The sequence below is a fragment of the Pseudomonas fluorescens genome (assembly GCF_030344995.1).
Lineage (GTDB): Bacteria > Pseudomonadota > Gammaproteobacteria > Pseudomonadales > Pseudomonadaceae > Aquipseudomonas > Aquipseudomonas fluorescens_BF.
Window position 1 is genome coordinate 4,740,355 of the sequence record NZ_CP128260.1, and the last position, 21,533, is coordinate 4,761,887.

General features: G+C 52.3%; 15 protein-coding genes. 8 read left to right on the forward strand and 7 right to left on the reverse strand.

The window, feature by feature from the left end; genetic code table 11:
• Nucleotides 1–2: 2 nt before the first annotated feature.
• From QR290_RS21180 to QR290_RS21190, 3 genes are all read right to left on the reverse strand, one after another.
• On the reverse strand, nt 3–797 hold the full coding sequence (locus tag QR290_RS21180) for an SDR family NAD(P)-dependent oxidoreductase (RefSeq protein WP_289203532.1): 795 nt from the start codon (nt 795–797) through the stop codon (nt 3–5).
• Nucleotides 798–1,014: 217 nt separating this feature from the next.
• Nucleotides 1,015–1,350 (reverse strand): ComEA family DNA-binding protein, encoded by a 336-nt coding sequence (locus QR290_RS21185; RefSeq protein WP_127800949.1) that lies wholly within the window; start codon nt 1,348–1,350, stop codon nt 1,015–1,017.
• Nucleotides 1,351–1,460: 110 nt separating this feature from the next.
• The gene (locus QR290_RS21190) at nt 1,461–3,455 is read right to left on the reverse strand and encodes a polysaccharide biosynthesis protein (protein WP_289205318.1); all 1,995 of its coding nucleotides are present in this window, start codon (nt 3,453–3,455) and stop codon (nt 1,461–1,463) included.
• 415 nt (nt 3,456–3,870) lie between these two features.
• On the opposite strand from QR290_RS21190, the gene QR290_RS21195 reads away from it, so the two are divergent.
• The 8 genes from QR290_RS21195 to QR290_RS21230 all read left to right on the forward strand — a co-directional run bounded on the left by QR290_RS21195 (nt 3,871) and on the right by QR290_RS21230 (nt 16,702).
• Nucleotides 3,871–4,848: a glycosyltransferase family 2 protein gene (locus QR290_RS21195; protein WP_289203533.1), complete on the forward strand. Its 978-nt coding sequence runs from the start codon at nt 3,871–3,873 to the stop codon at nt 4,846–4,848.
• Nucleotides 4,849–4,956: 108 nt separating this feature from the next.
• Nucleotides 4,957–5,793, forward strand: coding sequence for an ABC transporter permease (locus tag QR290_RS21200; protein ID WP_192561935.1), 837 nt, complete (start codon nt 4,957–4,959; stop codon nt 5,791–5,793).
• Nucleotides 5,783–7,195 (forward strand): ABC transporter ATP-binding protein, encoded by a 1,413-nt coding sequence (locus QR290_RS21205; protein WP_289203534.1) that lies wholly within the window; start codon nt 5,783–5,785, stop codon nt 7,193–7,195. The genes QR290_RS21200 and QR290_RS21205 overlap by 11 nt, the downstream gene beginning before the upstream one ends.
• Nucleotides 7,196–7,199: 4 nt before the next feature.
• Nucleotides 7,200–11,078 carry a glycosyltransferase gene (locus QR290_RS21210; protein ID WP_289203535.1) on the forward strand — a complete coding sequence of 1,293 codons (3,879 nt, stop codon included), beginning with the start codon at nt 7,200–7,202 and terminating at the stop codon, nt 11,076–11,078.
• A gap of 15 nt (nt 11,079–11,093) precedes the next feature.
• The gene (locus QR290_RS21215) at nt 11,094–13,553 is read left to right on the forward strand and encodes a rhamnan synthesis F family protein (protein WP_289203536.1); all 2,460 of its coding nucleotides are present in this window, start codon (nt 11,094–11,096) and stop codon (nt 13,551–13,553) included.
• A 1-nt stretch (nt 13,554) separates the two neighbouring features.
• The gene (locus QR290_RS21220) at nt 13,555–14,487 is read left to right on the forward strand and encodes an NAD-dependent epimerase/dehydratase family protein (RefSeq protein ID WP_289203537.1); all 933 of its coding nucleotides are present in this window, start codon (nt 13,555–13,557) and stop codon (nt 14,485–14,487) included.
• Nucleotides 14,484–15,470: a glycosyltransferase family 2 protein gene (locus QR290_RS21225; protein ID WP_289203538.1), complete on the forward strand. Its 987-nt coding sequence runs from the start codon at nt 14,484–14,486 to the stop codon at nt 15,468–15,470. Before QR290_RS21220 ends, QR290_RS21225 begins: the two co-directional genes overlap by 4 nt.
• 2 nt (nt 15,471–15,472) lie before the next feature.
• The gene (locus QR290_RS21230; protein WP_289203539.1) at nt 15,473–16,702 is read left to right on the forward strand and encodes a rhamnosyltransferase WsaF family glycosyltransferase; all 1,230 of its coding nucleotides are present in this window, start codon (nt 15,473–15,475) and stop codon (nt 16,700–16,702) included.
• Between the two features lie 99 nt (nt 16,703–16,801).
• Here QR290_RS21230 and QR290_RS21235 read toward each other — a convergent pair whose 3' ends face one another.
• From QR290_RS21235 to QR290_RS21250, 4 genes are all read right to left on the reverse strand, one after another.
• Nucleotides 16,802–17,878: an acyltransferase family protein gene (locus QR290_RS21235; protein WP_289203540.1), complete on the reverse strand. Its 1,077-nt coding sequence runs from the start codon at nt 17,876–17,878 to the stop codon at nt 16,802–16,804.
• Nucleotides 17,879–18,015: 137 nt separating this feature from the next.
• On the reverse strand, nt 18,016–20,340 hold the full coding sequence (locus QR290_RS21240; protein WP_289203541.1) for a hypothetical protein: 2,325 nt from the start codon (nt 20,338–20,340) through the stop codon (nt 18,016–18,018).
• Nucleotides 20,337–21,164, reverse strand: a complete 828-nt coding sequence (locus QR290_RS21245; RefSeq protein ID WP_289203542.1) for a glycosyltransferase family 2 protein — start codon at nt 21,162–21,164, stop codon at nt 20,337–20,339. Before QR290_RS21245 ends, QR290_RS21240 begins: the two co-directional genes overlap by 4 nt.
• Nucleotides 21,165–21,175: 11 nt before the next feature.
• On the reverse strand, nt 21,176–21,532 hold the full coding sequence (locus QR290_RS21250; protein ID WP_289203543.1) for an EamA family transporter: 357 nt from the start codon (nt 21,530–21,532) through the stop codon (nt 21,176–21,178).
• Between the last annotated feature and the right edge of the window lies 1 nt (nt 21,533).

The following is a 21,533-nucleotide window of genomic DNA, read 5'->3' on the forward strand; positions in this document are numbered from 1 at the left end:
TTTTACTTGTAGCGGCTGGCCGCCGAACTGTGGGACAGGTTGGGCGCCATCACATGACGGGCGGCGACGAAGGCTTGCCACTCGCCGGCATCGGGCAGCGAAGGAATCGTGACGAGCTCGCCCTGATCCAGACCGGACAGCGCGGCATCGACCATCTCGCCGGCTTCCATGACCATTTCCGCCGGGATGCCGCTGGCATCGAAACCGGAGCGTTCCCAGATTTCGGTGCGGGTCACACCGGGCAGTACCGCTTGCACCTTGACCCCGGTGCCTTCGAGTTCGGTATTGAGCGATTGAGTCAGGCTCAACACGTAAGCCTTGCTGGCGCTGTAGGTGGCATTGAAACGCTCGGGGAACAGGGCTACAACGGACGCGATATTGATGATCGTGCCGCGTCCGGCACTGGTGAATGCCGCGGCGGCAGCTGAAGCCAGTCGGGTCAGCGTTGTGACGTTCAGCTGGATCAGTTTCTCCAGCTCATCCAGATCGGCGTTGGCCAGCAATCCGTTGACTGCAACCCCCGCATTGTTGACCAGCAGGCTGATGCTGGAGTCGCTGCGCAGGCGCTGCTCAAGCTTGAGCACTTCATCCTTTTGCGTCAGATCAGCCTTCAGTACTTCGACCTGAACGCCGTGTGCGTCCCGCAGTTTTCTGGCCGCGGACTCCAGACGCTCCTGATCGCGCGCCACCAGCAACAGATCAAAACCACGTGCCACCAATCGCTCGGCATACACCGCACCGATGCCGGAAGAAGCGCCAGTGACCAGCGCCGTGCCTTGGGATTTCGGGGAATTCATGACGATACTCCTGGAATGCGTGAGGAATGAGCGACCACTGAAAAGCAGAGGGATTCAGTGGCGACTGAAATTATTATAGGCATAATCCCAAAGCAATATGATAGCCGTAATTTTCTATTTTCCGACGGAAAGGCTGTCGCCCTCCTGCGACGCTTGAAGGAAGCGGGAAGCAAGAAGGGCCGGTCAATGACCGGCCCCTTGGCGTTGAACAATCAGCTTAGTTCACTTCCAGCTTGTCGCGATTGCGATCCAGGATCGCCTTGCCGATACCCTTCACTTCCAACAATTCATCCACGGACGCAAACGGCCCGTTTGTTTCACGATAAGCAACAATCGCTTTCGCCTTGGCCTCGCCCACACCTGCCAGTTCCTTTTGCAGAGTGGCCGCGTCGGCACCGTTCAGATCGACCTTTTGATTTTCAGAAGTGGCTGAGGCGTCCATCACCACGGGTGCCTTGTTCGCTTCGGGAGAAGCCAGAGGTGCAGCAATGGCGGCAATCGAGGCGCTGGTCAGCAAGGCAAAAATCAGGGAGTAGAAATATCCGGTACGCATAAGTGACGCTCCATCATCAATTGAGAAAGCAGCTTTTCCGAAGCTGCTCTCCAAACTTAGGCGATGATGGGAGCCTGTCAAAAACGCGTCCGTTACAGGATGTGAAACAATCAGGGTTCGAGACGGCGCTGTTGATGAATCCAGTCGACGATCTCACCGTCGGGGGTATAGCCGCTGACGGTTTCACGCAGAAGCTGACGGACCCGAGAGTAATCATCCGCGTCCACAGCAGCGAGCAGTTCACCCAAACGTATTTTCAACACATCCCAGGGCAAGTGATCCTCACTGGCAGTCATGATCATCGGATGCGGCGTCGCGGCAACGTTGTCGCCAATCAGCAGTTCTTCATAGAGCTTTTCACCGGGGCGCAAACCCGTGAACTCGATGGAAATATCGCCCTGCGGATTACGTTCGGAACGAATGCTCAGACCGGACAGATGAATCATTTTCTCGGCCAGTTCCACGATTCTCACCGGCTCGCCCATGTCCAGCACGAATACATCGCCACCCTGCCCCATGGAGCCTGCCTGGATCACCAGTTGAGCGGCTTCCGGAATCGTCATGAAGTAGCGGGTGATTTTCGGGTGAGTGACCGTCAGCGGACCGCCGGACTTGATCTGACTGTGAAACAGCGGGATCACCGAGCCAGACGAGCCCAGTACGTTGCCGAAACGGACCATGGTGAAGCGGGTCTTGTTGACCCGGGACACGTTGGCCTTGTCGCCGAACAACACGGGGGCGACTTCTCGACTCAACGCCTGAAGCGTGAGCTCCGCCAGGCGCTTGGTACTGCCCATGACATTGGTCGGACGGACCGCCTTGTCGGTCGAGATCAGCACGAAATTGGAAACGCCCGACTGCAACGCCGCCTGCGCCGTATTGAGCGTACCGATCACGTTATTCAACACGCCCTCGGCGATATTGTGTTCGACCATCGGCACATGCTTGTAGGCCGCCGCGTGATAAACGGTGTCGACCTTCCAGGTTTTCATCACATCCAGCAGTTTGTCCTGATGGCGAATCGAACCGAGGATCGGCAGCAAACGAACAGGTGTCGACTCACGACTGCCACGTTGTTCGAGTTCCGAGAGAATGCTGTAGAGGTTGAATTCGCTATGTTCGAACAGCAGAAGCGTCGTCGGCTGCAACGAAAATATCTGCCGGCACAGTTCTGAACCGATAGACCCCCCTGCGCCGGTGACCATCACCGTCTTGCCCTTGATGCAGCGTTCGAGCAGATCCGGCTGAGCCGGCACTGCGTCACGCCCCAGCAGGTCGGCAATATCGACTTCTTGAATGTCTTCGACTTTTACCCGGCCACTGGCCAGGTCAGTAAAGTTGGGAACGCTACGAACGTGCAGCGGAAAACCTTCCAGGAGGTTGAGAATTTCCCTACGGCGGGCACGAGTAGAAGAAGGCAGCGCCAGCAAAATCTCCTGCGCTCCCGTAACATCAATCATCTGCTGAATATGTTTGGGTTTATAGACCTGCAGACCCGAGATGGATCGATCGACAATACTTGCATCATCATCAATAAACGCCACGGGCCGCATCACACGCCCCATGCGTAAGGCGGCAACCAATTGATTACCCGCCACGCCAGCACCATAGATGGCAACCTTGGTCAGACCGTCGTCACGGTTTGTGAACGGTACATGCTGAACACCAGTGAACCAGTCGCCCATGAAATATTGACGCATGCAAAGGCGCAGGCCACCGATGATGACCAGACTCAACCACCAGTAATTGAAAATGATGGATCGCGGGACTACGGCCTCGTGATTGCTATACCAGAAGACGACGAGTGCAAGAATCAATGAAGACAGACTGACAGCCTTGATGATGGCTATCAGTGCATCATTGCCGAAATAACGCATCACGGCACGATACATGCCGAAACGGATAAAGAGAGGAATTGCAATGGCTGGTGCAGACGCGAAAAGCCACAGATGAATTTTGAGCGGGTTGTACATGTCGTCTATCCCTAGACGCACGATGAACGCGAGCCACAAGGCGACCCAGACCAAAACGATGTCTGTGGTCACCTGCAACAAACGTTTTCGACGCCGGGGCAATCCCAGCAGCCGTGTCTTCACTCTATCCATAAACTCTTCGCTCAATAGGTTCTCTCCCTTACCTGAAGCATCGCAGCCTGATCCTCCCAGAGACTGGTGCCCCCGGTGCGCAGAAATCGATGCCTTGAAAAGTGACATGCCCGAATCAAGGTTCGACAGCGATCACGAGCCAATAATTCATGTACCTGAATGATGGCATACAGCTCATCAAGCCCCAAGCATCACGGTCAAAAGTGTTATGCGTATCTAAAGCCTGTCTGCGGGTCAAACGCCTCGCGACAAATGGAAGGAAGCGCGAGAAAGGGCACCACCCGCTTTTCCTTGGTGCCCGACCCGATTCGCACGCGAATTCGCGCCGTGTAAAACCTTGATAAACCCGGTAAACTAATCAGCTTCGCGACGATGCCCAAACCAATTCGCCACCATGGAAAGAGCGCTCAAACTTGTGTCAAATCAACCGCTGCCCGCCACAGTAACAACGCTGAGCAGCCCCGCAGAAGATGCCGGGGATGTGGCCATATTACTCTGTACTTACAATGGCGGACGTTTTCTCAAGGAGCAACTCGACTCTATTGCTGCGCAGACCCATCCAGACTGGACTGTCTACGCTTCGGACGACGGCTCTACGGACGAGACACTTGAAATCCTGCAACAGTACCGCGAGGCATGGGGTTCGCAGCGGCTGAAAATAAGCAAGGGACCCGAGCGCGGCTTCTCAATCAATTTCCTTTCTGTACTCGGACAGGCTTGCGGTGAGCATACGTATTACGCGTTTTGTGACCAGGATGACATCTGGCACCCTGCGAAGCTGCAAAACGCATTGGACTGGCAGCGCCACCAACCCAGTGAAATCCCATCCCTGTATTGCGGCCGCACTCGGATCATTGATACCACGGGGCGGGCTATCGGGCTTTCTCCATTGTTCGCCAAGCGTCCAAGTTTCGAAAACGCACTGATGCAGAGTCTGGCGGGTGGCAACACGATGCTGATCAATCAGGCGGCGTGTTCCTTGCTGGTAGAAACCCCCATTGATGCGCAACTGGTTTGCCATGACTGGTGGGCTTATTTGCTTATCAGTGGCTGTGGGGGAAGCGTCTTCTACGATCCGGTTCCGACCCTGGACTATCGCCAGCATCCTCAAAACGTTATTGGCGCCAACACTTCGTTCATGAGTCGAATGCGTCGCCTGACAAGCATGCTCAAAGGCTCGCTGCACGACTGGAACAACACGAACATTGCCGCGTTGAACAGACTTCAAAAGCGATTGACCGATCACAATCTGACAAGCCTCCAACGCTTTGAACAGGCTCGCAGCGCGCCGTTGACAACCAGAGTAACGTTGATGTTGAAAAGCCGGTTCTACCGGCAAACCCTACTCGGCAATCTCGGCCTGGTCATGGCCGTTCTGTTCAGGAAGATCTAGCGATGGATTCAATCACCTTGAACAAAACTCCGCATCCTGGAACTCCCTGCAGGTAGTGCGTCACTTTTGCCTTCCAGCGTTCACAAATTCATTCTTTTGGGTATTTTAATGAGTGTTCCGCAAAAGACATCGAGCCTGTACGGCCTGTCCAAAAATCTGTTTTTGCACCGTCACTTGATCTATCAGATGACCAAGCGTGAGGTTATCGGTCGATACAGGGGCTCAGTGCTAGGTCTGCTTTGGTCTTTTCTCAACCCATTGATGATGCTGAGTGTCTACACCTTTGTATTCGCTGTTGTATTCAAGTCGCGTTGGGGTATCACTCCGGCAGGTACCGAAGAAAGCAAAACCATGTTTGCGATCATGCTGTTCGCCGGTCTGATCGTGCATGCCGTTTTCGCAGAGGTCATCAATCGCTCACCAAGCATTGTGTTGAGCAACGTCAACTATGTGAAAAAGGTAGTTTTCCCGTTGGAAGTTTTGCCCATCATAACTTTAGGTGCGGCGCTTTTTCATGGATTGATCAGCCTGACTGTCCTCGTTCTTGCGTACTGTATTTTCCAGGGCATACCTCATCTGACTACTTTGCTGGTTCCGGTCGTCATGCTGCCTCTGCTGATACTGACGCTGGGCCTCGCATGGATACTGGCATCGCTGGGGGTTTATCTGCAGGACGTGGGCCAGACGACCGGGATTATCACGACTGTAATGCTGTTCCTGTCGCCAGTCTTTTTCCCGCTGCATTCCCTGCCCGAGCAATATCAGACCCTCATTTTGCTCAACCCCCTCACGTTCATTATCGAACAAATGAGGGAAGTTGTGATTTGGGGAAGATTGCCTGATTTCATGGGGCTTGGTGTTTACCTGCTCATTGCCCTATTAGTCGCCGCAGCTGGTTATGCGTGGTTCCAGAAAACAAGATCGGGTTTTGCTGATGTCCTCTGAATTGCTAGCAACGAATCCAACTGAAGCATCGGTGCCCGCATCGAATCTGGCTATTCGTGTTGAAAATCTGAGCAAATGTTTTCACATCTACGAACGCCCTCGTCAGCGCCTTCAGCAATTGCTACTGGCCCCGATCAGAAACCGGCTTCAGGACGCCCACGTCAAGTACTATCGCGAGTTCTGGGCACTCAAGAACATTAATTTCGAAGTTTCTCGCGGCGAAACCGTGGGAATTATCGGAAAAAACGGCTCCGGGAAATCCACGTTGCTGCAGATCATCTGTGGCACGCTCACCGCTTCCGAAGGCACGGTTGAAGTCAGTGGACGAATTGCCGCCCTGTTGGAGCTTGGGTCTGGATTCAACCCAGAGTTTACCGGTCGAGAAAACGTTTATCTCAATGGCTCGATTCTTGGACTAAGCCGCCAGGAAGTCGATCAGCGCTTCGCCGAAATCGAAGCGTTTGCAGACATTGGCGAGTTCATCGATCAACAGGTCAAATCGTACTCCAGCGGCATGGCGGTGCGACTTGCTTTCGCGGTGGCCATTAACGCCGACCCGGAAATCCTTATCGTCGACGAGGCACTTTCGGTTGGCGACGAATTGTTTCAACGCAAGTGCTTTTCCAGAATTGAGGCCATTCGACAACAAGGCGCGACGATACTGTTCGTGTCCCACGCCGGCAGCGCCATCGTCGAACTTTGCGACCGGGCAATCCTGCTCGACAGCGGCGATAAACTGACCGAAGGCGCACCGAAACAAGTCGTGGGCAACTATCAGAAGATGCTGTATGCCGCTGCAGACCGCCGGGCAATCATTCGCCAGCAAATTATTTCGGGACAGGCGCCTACAGGTATCGACCCTCAGACAGAAACACTGGCACCGACAGAGTCCGAACAAGAGATTGAGGAGAGCTTCGACCCCGATCTCAAGCCCAACAGCACAATCGAATATGAAGACAAGGGTGCGCGCATTCGAGATGCGGGCATTTTTACCGAGTCCGGCATCAAGGTTAACAACCTGGTTCGCGGACGCAGCTATCTCTACCGCTACACCGTCGACTTTTCTACCATCGCAGAACGCGTTCGGTTCGGCATGCTTATCAAGACCGTGAGCGGCGCGGAACTCGGTGGCGCGGTTTCCGCGCCTTCGGTAGCAGACTCAGTCGAGTGGGTCGAGGCCGGCAGCAGCGTCCAGGTCCAGTTTCAGTTTGCCTGCAACCTGACACCTGGCATGTATTTCCTCAATGCTGGCGTCACCGGAATTTCCGATCAGGTTGAAACTTTTCTACATCGTGCCCTGGACGTAGCGGCGTTCCGTGTGATCACCGAGTCCGGTTGTCTGGCCACCAGCATCGTAGACTTCCATTGCGTGCCAACGCTGACTATTTCCCAAGGCATCTAAATCAATGAATACCAAGAAAATCATCATTGTCCTGGGCATGCATCGCAGTGGCACCAGCGCCCTTACCCGCGGTCTGAGCACCATGGGCGTCGCCTTGAGCGACGATCTTCACCCTGCCGGCCCCGACAACCCAACCGGCTTTTGGGAAGACAGCGATGTCATTGCCATCAATAACCGGATTCTCGGCTTGCTGGGCTCGGCATATGATCGCCTGGGTGTGATCGACGCCAATGTCTTCGAATTACCCGAGATACAGGAAATTTATACAACCGCCAAAGAACTGGTGAAGCAAAAAACCTCATCGACTTCAATGTGGGGAATAAAAGATCCGCGCATTACGCGACTGCTTCCGTTCTGGCAAAAACTGCTGAACGAACTCGGCTTCGAGATCGGTTATGTCATTGCCTTGCGCAATCCGTTGAATGTTGCAGCATCACTGACCGCGCGCAACCAACTCCCGCCGGTCAAATCCTACATCCTCTGGCTGGAACACATGCTGCAAGCCGTGGCATGTACCCATTTGGAAAATCGCTTGATTGTAGGTTACGACTACCTTCTAAGCGATCCAGGCAAACAGCTCCTGCGGATATCCAATGCTCTTCACCTGCTGGCTCCAGCACCAGAAGAGCTAGCGAGTTATTCTGAAGAGTTTCTGGACACGAATCTGCGCCATGGCCAACACGATGATGATGAACTGTTGAAAAGTCATATCGAGCCCGCCATTCTCGCGCAAGCCTATGAACTGCTGCGCAAGTGTGCGCTTGATGAACTGTCCATCAACAGTGATGAATTCGAACAACAATTTCAACCTTTGATGTCTGCACTACGACAGATGCAACCGATGTTGCAACTTGTATCTCAAGCTGAAGCTGCAACTGTCGCAGCCAACGAAGAGATAGTCGACCGCGACCGTCAGATCGAAGCTCTTAATACGCATATCCAGCATCTGAATCACGAAGACGAAATCCTCCCGGCATCCGATACCGAAAAGGCTTGCCGCTCCACTACGCATGAAACCGAACAAGCAGCACTCAAAAACGCCTTGGCGCAGCAGACTGTCCGCAATGACGCACTGACGACAGAACTTGAGCAGTGCCAATCAGCACTCGAACTGACCAGGGCCCAAGAGCAATCTCTCAAGCAACATGTCGCCAATCTGACGTTGTCGCTGAATACCGTTCACGACAACTTGCTAAGAACCACCGAGCAGGTCGCTACGCTGAGCAACGCCTGGGCGACGTTTTTTATATCCAGAACCTGGCGGCTTTTTCGCGCTTTCAGTAAAGCCAACAAACCGATCATCCCTCTTTCTGATGGCAATCAGTTTGACGACCGTTTTTACTTGAAAACGTACCCCGATGTAGCCGCCTCCCCCCTCAGCGCACGGGAGCACTTCCTCTCCGCAGGCATTCGCGAAGGACGCGTGACCTCAGCCAATCATGCGTCCGCTGTCGGCCATGAAGCGACAAAGGTGCAATCAAGGTCTCCCGCGCAAGTGGACTGTGAAGACAAACCAGGGAGAGAAAAAGAAAATATCGCATTTGACCGCGACTTTTATCTCGCCATGTACCCTGATGTCGCTCATTGCGGAGTTGAACCGGAACAGCACTTCCTGCTGCACGGTCGACATGAAGGTCGGATAGGAACCGTACCGCAGATAGAACTGAGCCGTCCGATCAACCCCCTGGGGAACGACAAGCCGACCGTATTGCTGGTCAGTCATGAAGCATCGCGCACCGGGGCCCCGATTCTCAGCCTCAATGTTGCACAGCACCTGACGCAACAATTCAATGTCATCGCACTGCTTCTGGGACCTGGCAATCTGACCGAGGCCTTCCTGGAGTCGGGAGCAATCGTCGCCGGCCCACTGGACCGCAGCAACCCAATGGGCGCTTCTTTGGCAGTCACCGAGTTTTTGAACACCCATAAAGTCGACTTTGCGATCGTCAACAGCCTGGAATCCAATGTTGTGCTGAAGCCGTTGGCCGACCGCTTCATCCCGGCAGTCAGTCTTATCCACGAGTTTGCGATTTACACCCGCCCTCAATCCGCCATTCAGAATGCAATGCTGTGGGCAAGCCAGACGGTATTCTCCTCACAAGCAACGCTGGACAGCGCTGTGCAGGCACTACCACAACTTGGCGACTGCAGCATTCCGGTGCTGGCGCAAGGCAAAAGCATCGTTCCGGGCGAAGCACAGGACGAGGAAGTAGTCCGCGCTGAAAAACTTCGACTCCGGCACGTCATGCGACCACAGGATCAGGACGCCGATACCATCCTCATCCTTGGCGCCGGCCGAGTGCAATTGCGCAAAGGTGTCGAAATCTTCATCGAGTGCGCAACGCGGGTCATCAACTCTCCAATCGGTCACAAATGCCGTTTTGTCTGGATCGGCGATAACTATAATCCCGAAACCGACATTGCATATTCGGTCTATCTGCTTGATCAGATCCAGCGCAGCGGCATTGCTGAACAATTTACGATCATCTCTGAAACTGCGCAGATCGAGGAGGTTTATGCCATGAGCGATATGTTGCTGCTCAGCTCCCGACTCGATCCGCTACCGAACGTCGCTATTGACGCCATGGTTCGCGGTCTGCCTGTACTGTGTTTTGACCGGACTACAGGTATTGCCGAAATCCTCAAGCGCAACGATCTGGAATCGGCATGTGTGGCGCCATACCTCGACACTAGCAACATGGCTGACAAAATCATTCGCCTGGCATCATCCAGTAGCGTAAGGGCCGAGGTAGGCGAGCAAGTGAAGGCAATCGCCAGCCGCGAGTTCAACATGGCCGACTACGTTGCAAAACTGGTAGACATTGCCACTTGCCAGAAAGCGTCGAGTCTTCAGGAAAAGCAGGACAGCATCACGATTTCCGAGGCTGGAGCAATGGACATCGGTTTCTACACGCCCGCCAACGTGCGCTTGAAAGATGCGGATGAGGCCGTGCGTCGTTATGTTCGGTCATGGAGTCGAGGCATACTGCGTCGCAAGCCGTTTCCGGGTTTTGACCCGAGCCTCTATCAAGTACTCAATGCAGACGCGGTCGGTCAGCAAGACCCTCTTGCCCATTTCCTTCGCTCGGGTCGTCCGCAAGGCCCATGGAACCAGGCTCATATCGATTGGGGGAAACCAAACTCGGCACTGGGTGGCCGTACGGTTCTTTTGTACCTCAGTGTCCAATTGCCTGAACATCTGCTGAGTATTCTGGACAAGATAACGGCCTCCGGCATCCGCGTGACCGTGACCGTACTGACCAGGGATGAGGCAACGCGACTTGCACTGCACAAAGTTCTTGAGACCGAGCGCAATCTGTCACTCGACGTGCAGGTGTACGAACGAAGCGCCCTATGCGCAATGCTCGAGCATTTGGTCGAAGCCAATTATCAAAATTACGATATGGTCGGCCACATTAACCTGCAAGCGGATCCTGTGAACCCAGAGTTCACCAGTCATTCGGCTTATCATCGTTTTCTGGTCGAGAACATGATCGGCGGCAAGCATCTGGCACTGAGAACCATCGCCAGCCAGTTGACCGACTCCAACAGCACCGATCCGATAGGACTTGTGTTCCCTGATGATCCGAACATCGGCCATCTGGCAACAGATGCCCCCCTTCTCGCCGACCTCTGCCGAGCCATCGATATTCAAAAGCCGGAATATGAGCACCAGCCCTATCCTGTAAACGGAACATTCCTTAGCGTTCCTGCGACATTGTCGCCACTTGTCGACTCCATGCCGACACTGAAATCGGCAATGAAGCAGATGCACCTCACATCACAAGTGGAAAGTCGAATTGTGGCTCGCCTTCTGCCGCAAGTCTGCGTCAGCAAACGCATGCTCATGAAAACGACAGTCGTCACTGGCGTCACTTACTAATCGAATGCTGATCGAATGAACAAGTTGAATACAAAATTGCGCAATAAAGGGCGTCAGATCAAGAAGTTGGCGCTAGGCGTTGCCCAGGGCCTCTATGCTCGCGCCTACGTCAAAGCCAAGGGAGACTCCCTTAACTTCGATCCGGTTTTTTATTTGAACCAATACCCGGACATCAAAGACTCCGGCACCGACCCTTTCTCCCACTATGTGTTTCATGGACGTAAAGAAGGTCGCGTTGGCCACTCACCGACTTTAGGTAAGAGCGGCGCTGAATTTGCTCAGCTTGATCCTGCACGCGAGACTGTAATTGTTGTCAGTCACGAGGCTTCCAGAACCGGAGCACCGATTCTCAGCCTCAATCTGATCATGATGCTCAAGCGTCGTTACAATGTGATTGCAATCGTATTGGGTGGAGGTGATTTGACAGATGAATTCAAAAACTCCGGCACAGTATTTATTGACGCCACAGGAATGCGGTTCAATCCAGGTCACGCACGTGTCCTGATCGACAAGATTTGCAGCGAGACGCAGATAAAGTTTGCCCTGGTCAACAGCATAGAATCCCGTGTAATGCTCCAGGGGCTGTCGGCCAACTTCGTTCCAGCCATAAGCCTGCTTCACGAGTTTTCCGCCTATACCCGCCCGAAAACCGCGTTTCTGGAGAGTATGTTCTGGTCGACTCGTACGGTTTTCTCCTCCAAGGTCATTCATCAAAGCGCCATACAGGACTTCCCGAATCTGGGCAGCTTTGCAGCGGATATCCTTCCGCAGGGTCGCTGCGAAGTTACTTTTGCCGATATAGACGAACATGAAGTTGCTCGGGAAGAGACACGCCTAAGAAACATCTTCACGACACTGAAAAAAGGTAATAAACGAATCGTGCTCGGCGCAGGACTGGTTCAACTGCGCAAAGGCGTTGATCTGTTCATTGATTGTGCTGCCCGCGTTCTGGAAAACGGTGAAATGAACGACCTGCACTTCGTGTGGGTTGGCAAAGGGTACGATCCGGAAAACGACGTCCAGTACTCCGCCTATCTCTTTGATCAGATTCGACGAGCCGGCCTTGAAAATCATGTGACCTTCATTTCTGAAACATCGGCGATCCAGGTCGTTTACGACGAGGCCTCAGCCGTGTTGATCACCTCGCGCCTGGATCCATTGCCCAATGTGGCAATTGACGCCATGAGCCTCGGACTACCTGTAGTATGCTTCGCCGAAACCACCGGCATCGTCGACTTTCTTGATGAATGCGGCTTGCGCGAGGCGTGCGTAGCACGGTACCTGAACGTATCGGACATGGCCCGCAAGTTGACGGCATTGATGGCCGACCCTGCTCGCGTATCGACCATCGGCGAAACCTTGAAGTCTGCATCGGCTCATCGTTTTGCGATGCAGACCTATATAGACGGTCTGGAGTCCATTGCGATCGAGGCTATTGCACAAGCAGCCCAGGAAAAGCTCGACTTTGCCACTATCGAGCAGGCGGACGTCTACCGAAGCGACTTCATTCCGCGGTATCACAGAACCATTTCCGATTTCGACACATTGCGCATGCATGGACGTTCCTGGGCCAACAACATCAAAGAGAGAAGGTTGTTTCCCGGTTTCCATCCAGCCATTTTTGCCGAGCAGTCCAGCGATTACCGGGCTGGCCAGAATCCACTTGCCTGCTATCTGCGGGCTGGAAAACCGGATGGCCCCTGGATTGATGAAGTACTTACCCCCTCCTCGCCCGTCACCGCTGATGTGCAGCAGGGCCGGGTTGCGCTGCATGTTCACGTCTTCTATGCCGACCTGTTCGACGAGGTCCTCGATTGCCTGTCCATCAACAAGGTGCGTCCCGACCTGTTCCTCAGCGCACCCAATGATCAGGTCAAGGCAGAACTCGAAACCCTGAAGTCCAGGTATGCCGGCAATGTGGTCGCCATTGAGGTTGTGCCAAACAGGGGTCGCGACATCGGCCCGTTTCTGACGTCTTTTAACCGACGCCATTTGCGGGACTACGACGTCATCGGCCACTTTCACACCAAAAAAAGCAAGGATCAGAGCAATCCCGAAGTCGGCAGTGTCTGGTACGACTTCCTGCTTGAAAACCTGTTGGGACGGGCCCATCCAATGGCGGACGTCATCATTTCCAGATTGCTAAGTGATCAACGCGTAGGCATGGTGTTCGCAGACGATCCACATATTGTCTGCTGGGGCAAGAATCGCAGCTACGCCGAGGAACTTCAGGTACGTCTTGGCCTTTCTGAATTACCGGAAAACATTGTATTTCCGGTGGGCAGCATGTTCTGGGCGCGAACCGAAAGCCTTCGCTCGCTGGATAAATTGGAGTTGTCCTGGGACGACTACCCGGCCGAGCCACTTCCGTATGACGGAAGCATGCTGCACGCATTGGAGCGCTTGTTCCCCCTTATCGTACAAAGCAACGGCTACGACATCGCGTTGACCAACGTTAAAAGCATTACGAGATAACATGAAAATACTAATTTTTGGTGGTGGTGGTTTTATTGGCTCGGCGATTGCCGACCGTCTGCTGGCCGACGGTCACTCACTGCGCATCTTCGAGCGACCGAGGGTTGAAGCCTACCGAAAATTCGAATCAACCGAGTCCGTCGAATGGGTCACCGGCGATTTGATGAGCAAACATGACGTCACTGAAGCCATCGACGGAATGGACGCAGTGTTGCATCTGGTTTCCACCACCCTGCCGAAAACCTCTAACGACGATCCGATTTACGACGTCCAGACCAACCTGGTCGCGACGCTGCAAATGCTGGAAGCGATGGTGGCAAAGAATGTTTCGCGCATTGTGTTCATCTCTTCGGGGGGAACCGTATATGGCGCGCCTAACTATTTGCCAGTGGACGAAAAGCACCCTACCGACCCTCAGGTGTCGTACGGCATCACCAAGTTGGCGATCGAAAAATACCTGCTGATGTATCAACACCTTCACGGCATAAAAGCCACCGTGCTGCGGGTGACCAACCCTTATGGAGAACGCCAGCGAGTGGAAACTGCACAGGGCGCCGTCGGTGTGTTCCTGAGCCGTGCACTGAAAAATGAATCGATTCAGGTATGGGGAGATGGCAGCGTCACTCGCGACTACATTTACGTGTCGGACGTAGCCGAAGCCTTTGCCCTGGCCCTCAGGTATGAAGGTCCTCACAGCGTTTTCAATATCAGCTCAGGCAAGGGTGTTTCCATCAATGAGCTGATTGAGCGAATCGAGACCGTGCTCGGCGGTGCAATAGACAAGCTTTATCTGGCAGGCCGATCGTATGACGTTCCGATAAACGTGCTGGATAACACGCTGGCGGCACAGGAACTCAACTGGACGCCGAAGGTGGGTCTGGAAGAAGGCTTGAACCTGACCAGTGCCTGGATGAAGAGAACACTCGGCAAATGATGGACTCTTGCAATATCAAAGTGTCAGTCGTCATTCCCACAAAAAATGGTGGTAGTCGCTTCCGCTCGGTCTTGAGAGCTGTTCTGGAGCAGAAGACGAACTGGCCCTTTGAAGTCATTGTGATTGACTCCGGCTCAAGCGATGAAACCCTGGCAATTGCCAGGGAGAATCCTGACGTTCGTATCATTACCATTGAAGCGAAAGATTTTCAGCACGGACGCACACGCAACACCGCCATTGAGCATGCAAAAGGCGAGTTCATCGCCATGATGACTCAGGACGCACAACCGGTGGCGAATGACTGGCTGCACTGCCTGGTGAGCACGATCGAAGCTGATGATCAGATCGCCGGCGTATTCGGCCGGCATATTGCCTACGATGATGCGTCACTTTTCACACAGGATGAGTTGGTTCAACATTTCTCAGGATTCGAGTCCCGCCCCGTGGTCCAGCTGACAGATCCTGAGCGATACGCGCAAGACGCCGGCTATCGTCAGTTTTTGTACTTCTTTTCTGATAACAACGCGCTTATCCGCCGCTCGGTATGGAAACTTCACCCTTACCCGGAAGTCGATTTTTCCGAAGACCAGGCCTGGGCGCGGATCATCATTGAAGCGGGTTACAAAAAAGCCTATAGCCGGGAAGCCGTGGTTTATCACTCGCATAACTACGGTCTATGGGAGCGCTTCCAGCGAAGTTTCGATGAAAGCATGGCACTCGACCATTTGTTCCACTACGACCAGCCGAAGGGCTTTATTGTGCTGTTACGCAGCTGGGTGGGACTGACTCTGCGGGATCTCAAGGCAGTACGCCAACACCTGCCCGCAATGGGCTGGAAGTTGATACTTCCAGCGATCAGGATGCCAATCGACAACTTCATGAGAGTGTCCGGGAGCTGGCTGGGTGTTCAACATGGATTCAAATCTCCAGCACTTATCGCCTTTTGCTCTCGCGACAAAAAACTCAGCCGGGTGAAACGTTAACCGTGAATGCTCATCTACTCGCAGCGCAGATCAAAAAATCCCTGAATCACATCAGACAGGAAGGGTTCTCTTCCTTCCTCAACATACTGTCACGCCGGCTCAAAAGCTCACGCTCGCTTTTCACCAAGCCCGACGTGATGCACGCTTATCGTTTTCTGAAATTTACACCCATGGTTCAGAAACCTGATGATGCCTTAAGCAACGGCGAAAAGACTGTCAACTGGTATATTCCGCCGATCGGCAAAGGCTCTGGTGGGCATTTGAATCTCTTCAGATTCATGCAGCACATCGGAAATATGGGATTCATTAACCGCGTTGTCATCGTTGAAGACGATGGCGAACAGTCCGTTGCCAAGGCTAAATCAACCATCCGAGCATGGTTCGAGATCGACAATGTAGAGGTTTATTACATCAACGCTGATGTACCCTCGGCAGCAGTAACCATTGCGACGTCATGGCAAACCGCATATGCCGTAAAAAACGTCAGCGCAACGACACATAAATGCTACTTCGTTCAGGATTATGAGCCGTGGTTCTACCCGGCAGGCACCGAATACGCACTGGCGGAGCAGACCTATCGCTTTGGTTTCCACGGGTTCACCGCGGGCAGTTGGCTGTCCGCGCTGTTAAATCGGGAATTCGGCATGTCGTGCACGGCGTTAGGGTTTTCCTATGAACGGGCACTCTACAAGCCATATCCAAAAGCCGTCACGACAGGCAACAAGCGCGTGTTTTTTTATGTACGCCCCCCTACTGCCCGTCGGGCTTTTGATCTTGGTGTCCTGGTACTGGCAGAGCTGGCTCAACGGATGCCTGCTGTCACCGTAGTTATGGCAGGCTGGGATGTTCATCACTACACATTTCCATTTGATTGCGAGCATGCGGGCCTGAAAAACCCTGACCAACTTGCAGAGCTTTACAGTTCATGTGATGTGGCGCTGGTACTGTCCATGACCAATCTGTCGTTATTGCCGCTCGAAATCATGGCCTGCGGTGTACCCGTTGTCAGCAACAGAGCCGAGTGTACGCAATGGCTTCTCAATGATGACATTGCAATGCTTGCCGAACCCACCGTCGAGGGTCTGGCGGATGCATTGGAGGAGATCCTGCGCTCACCGGAGCGCGCAGAACAAATCAAGGCGAATGCCTTTGCCTTTGCTGCATCAGCTTCCTGGTCAGCGGAAGGCGACAAGATGGGGCGACGACTGATGGAGATTCTGTCCGAATCTTGATTCTCGCCCCTGCGCTTTTCGGCCAAGCCGATTGCTTGCTCTCAGAGAGCATCGCAAATAAAAAAATACCCGCAACTGCGGGTATTTTTATGCTTACTTTCAGCCTTGTACAGGCACCTCAAGTTTTACCTTTTTTGTTCCCGCCCCCAGATAACGCCTCAATCCCAAGGCTGGCTTTTCGATAAATCTCCAGGACAAATAGGCCAGAGGGATAACGATAAGACTCGCGTACAGCGCATTGACATAAGCACTCTGAGCGGGTGCCCAGACAAGTTGCTGAATGGGCCAAGCGTAAATGTAGACTCCATAGGAAATATCGCCAAACTTGTCCATATCAAAGTGAGGGAGGCGATAGGCAAGCATCAGCAAGGTATACATGAGCGCTGTGGAACACGCGTATGGAAACCAGCTCGTGTTGGCAAAGTAAAATACTGAATATACCAATACCGCACATAGCAACCAGTTCAGGGGAATATAACTACGATTCACCCAGAAGAAACTGCCCACGATAAAGTAAAGCAAAGGTTCATGAAACTGAGTGTTGCTCCCAAACAATGGAACCATGGCGTAGTTATTCTGAACAAGCAACAATGCAAGAATCAAAGATATATTGGCTACTTCCCTCGTCTTGAACAACCCGAAAAGCCCCAACAGAAAAACTGCAATATAGCAGCGAAGCTCAGCGGGTAACGTCCAGGTAGAACCATTCGTCGATCCTGCAAAGGGTCGATCGCCGAATACATACGGCAAATTGTACTTCCAATCCCAAAGCGTTGCATTCCACAAGTTATTCCAAGGTGTACTGTGAAAATACTGAGCAAGACTGACACTTGTGGCGATTGGGCCAATTACAAAAACAGCGACCAATGAATATACAATGACGGCGGGATATAAACGCAGCGAACGAGACACAACAAAATCTCTCAAGCTTCTATTTGATATCGAAGCTGTCACCAAAAAACCACTGATTGCAAAAAAACCTCCGACAGCAAGACTCCCGATCCACGCATGAGGAAGGATGAGCATTGTGAGAGGATCACTACCATTACCACTGATGGGAAATGAGTGCCCAAAAAGCACCGTAAACGCGAGTAGAAAACGCAGCACAGTGAAGTTGTTATCTCTATGCCCATCATAATCACACAAACGATCTGTTCGAAAAATTTCTCTCAGCATAATGCTTTCCGCACCCTCTCATATACCATAAGATCTTTTACAGCCGCACCTCAGTGCGGCTGTAAACTGACCCGCCCTGCCTTTCCATGCAGATATATCGACAAGAAAGACCCGGGTGACCGACACAATCAAGTGAATTACGGCTCAATCGTTACCGGTATTTCAAACTGGCTGCAACTACTGAACTCAGCACCTTGCACACCTCCCAGGCCTAACTTATAGCGTCCGCGCAATGTCGAGAGATCAAGCAATCCATTGAACCCGGAAACACTCAGAGCAGGTTTTTGATAGGCTGCACCTACATCAGCACGAGTCTCACGGTTGGTCTCAAAGAAAAACCTGCCGCCCTTCTCATCCGTAAGCGTCAGATACGTCGCATCGAACAGCGTGCCAGTCTTGGTGGAGCTAGCAAGCCAGCCCTGCAACTTCAACCGATCTGTCGCGTGCAAAGTAGTCGCTGTCGCGCCCGCACCGTTCATCAAATCAATACTGCCCTCACACGCCACGACTGCATTTTTCCGCACACCGGAAATAGCCGTTGTACTGCGATTGAAGGCTATAGGCTTATTGTGAACATTCGGAACTTGCGAACCCACCCACCGAGCGGAAAAATCCGGTTTGAAGTACTGTGAGGACTCCGAAGAAAACATGACAGATTCAACAGCCTCACCGGAAAACTCGAAGTTATCGATCAATGGGCTCACCCAGACGCCACTCTTCGAATTCAAGATATTCAAACGGTACTCGCGGATATCACCAGACACGAGTTTATATCTGATCTTCAGAATATCTCCACGAAATAAAAGATTCTTCAGACGAGCATAGGCCGTGAGTTCGAAATCGGGAATGATTTTGACAACGTTTCCAGAGTGCTTTGGAACCTTGTACCACTCGTCGAACTTCATGACCGTTTCAGCCAACGTTTGCTCAGCAGCGTCAGCTTTTACGCTGTTAGCTTCGAGAAGTATAAGTGGCACGCCGCCCTTACCCTTTGAAACTTCGACAACATGATAATTGAGCAGGATCGCGTCTACAGTCAGCGGATCCTCATTCAATGAGTATTTCCGGTCAAACGCATCGAATACGTTGCAGTTTTCAGACACGCAAGCAATACCTGCGCTCCACAATACAAACTTCGGTCGCGCCGCAGATTCAAAAAACGACTTATTCATCAAATCCAGAGCCGGTGTAAGGGTCATGTAATTCTGGAATGACGGACGGTGCGAATAGTTCAAGTCATTGGCAAATATATACTCATTGTTGTATGGATACACATCAATGGTAGATTTTTTAATTTTGCTCAACAGTGCACTATCCAATCTGTAGTCTGCATACAGACCTTTCATCCGGGTCGAATAATCAGCATTGAAATCTACGCCCGAAACCAGCGCATCCTTAGTCGGAGCACCGGGATAGCTTGGATTGGTTGACAGGTAGTAGAGCCCCGCCAAGGCGATCACAAACATCGCCCGACCCAGACGAGTTTTGTCAAAGACCATGACGAGTGCCAGTGCGGCCGTTGGAATGACAAAATAGCCCAGATAGTGATCTGTACGGCTGAAGCCGAGTTTAAAAAGCAGCAACAACAGAACATTCAGCGTTAGCAGAAGCGACCTTCGCTTCACTACCAAATACACATTGAGGGCAGCTACAACCAAGAAAACGGCCACAAAAGTATTTGGCGAATTGGCACTTTCCAGGGTCATGTCGACCGAATTGCCAAAGCTCAGGTTTTTGTTGATAACGAGATAGTTAACAATGCTCGCAACATTGTGAAAAATAATCAAACCAACCGCTACATAACTTAATGCTACGACTGCAACAAAACTGATCAATCTCGATATCTTTCTCTCAGTAAACAGTCTGATAAAAAAATAAGAACCGATCGTTGCCACGCCCACCAAGCCGTAAAAAAAACGAACGTAAAACAGAAAACCTACTACAACTCCAAGGAGTGCCATCCCGCGCATGCCAACAACAACAGGCTTATCTTTGGAGAATTCCAGATAAGCGACTGTTGCGAACGGCAAAAGATAAAAGGCTGCTGGAAAGGCCAAGCCGCTAAAAAACAAAAAGAAAGCGACTGCGAGATAAAGGTAGGAACGTGCCTTGTGAACGAGAGTAAAAATCAGAGACCAAAAAATCGCATAGACGGCACTTATATAAAAAATTGAGCCCCAATATGAATAAATGTTGTACTGCGTAGAACTACCGCCGACCAGCCAATACAGAGGACCGTAGCTGAACAGAAAATCTCGCCCTTCATAAAAAACCTGGTTGGTCAGATTCACCCACTGTTCGACATTCCCATTGGAAACCGCTGCCGAATACATTTTCATAGATGAAAAAACAAGTACAAAAACGCTTAGAAAAACCAAAAACTCCGTCTTGTATTTTGCACATAACGATTTGAGGCCGTTTTCAGTTGTTTTTATATCTGCAGCACTAAAGACCCCACTCACTTGTCGCCGTCTCCCTTGACGTTGTAGTGCCCAAAACAGCTTTTCAGAAGGATGTTAAGTACCGAAAGGTTACCTTTGACACTGCTGATTTTGGTCGGTACTTCACCTTTTGGATAGCGTCGAACCGTTGCCAGCTCAACACACCGATAGCCCAATTTCGGAGCTCGATAAGAAAGATAAGCAAGCAGTTCATAAGTCATGAACACATCGCGAAAGGGTGCTACTTTTGGATCAAGCAACATTTTCCGGCTATACGCGCGAAAGCCCTGCGTTGTGTCCGTCCAGCCAAAGCCGGAGAACAGGCTCAGCATGGGTGCGTGAATGAAGCGGATAGCGAAGTCCCGTGATTTCGGTGTGTTCTCGGCTACACCACCTGCCACGAAACGCGAAGCCTGGACAAAGTCGACTCCTTCTTTCAACGCCTCGATAAAACGCTCAATGGCGTCAGGGTCATCCTTGTCATTGCCATCAATGGTGACAATGCCTTCGTATCCCTGATCAAGTGCAAAAGCGTATGCACAACGCAGTTGAGCGCTCAACTTGCCAGCGGACGTTTTGAGCAAGAGCCCCTTCACACCCACCTGCTCCAACGCCGGCAGCTCAAGAGAACCATCCGTAGTTCCCCCGTCTACAATAATGATGTCGGCGATATTGGCGACATTCACCGCTGCCATTCTGGAAAGCAGGTTTTTGATCCGCTCTCCCTCATTGATTACCGGAATCACAACACAATAGGAATGCTGGCGGCCTAGCCACATTTTTGTGTCATAGGAAGGCACTTGCCACGCCTGACGTGCAGCAGGAGAAATATCGAGAGAAGTCATCAAATTCACCATCAAGCCACGCGAGCTGTAATCAGCCCAACGCCAGCAATCACCAATACGATCCCTGCACCGGTAGTCCAGTGGAAGGATTCGCGAAAAATTACGACCGAGAATAGAGCGACAGTCGCCACGGCACCCGCCGTCAAAACCGGATGAGCCACGTTAAGAGGCAGACGCGCCAATGCAGCGGCATAAAGCAGAAACGCGGCGCCATACAGGCCGAGCCCAAGCCAGAAAGGCCAATTGCTGAGTGCTGCCATGGGATCGCCAAGCGACGGAAATTTACGAGGAGGCATCATTGCCATCTTCACCAGGACGCTGGCGGAGGCATTGGAAAGAATGCCCAGGATCAGGATCACCCATTTCATG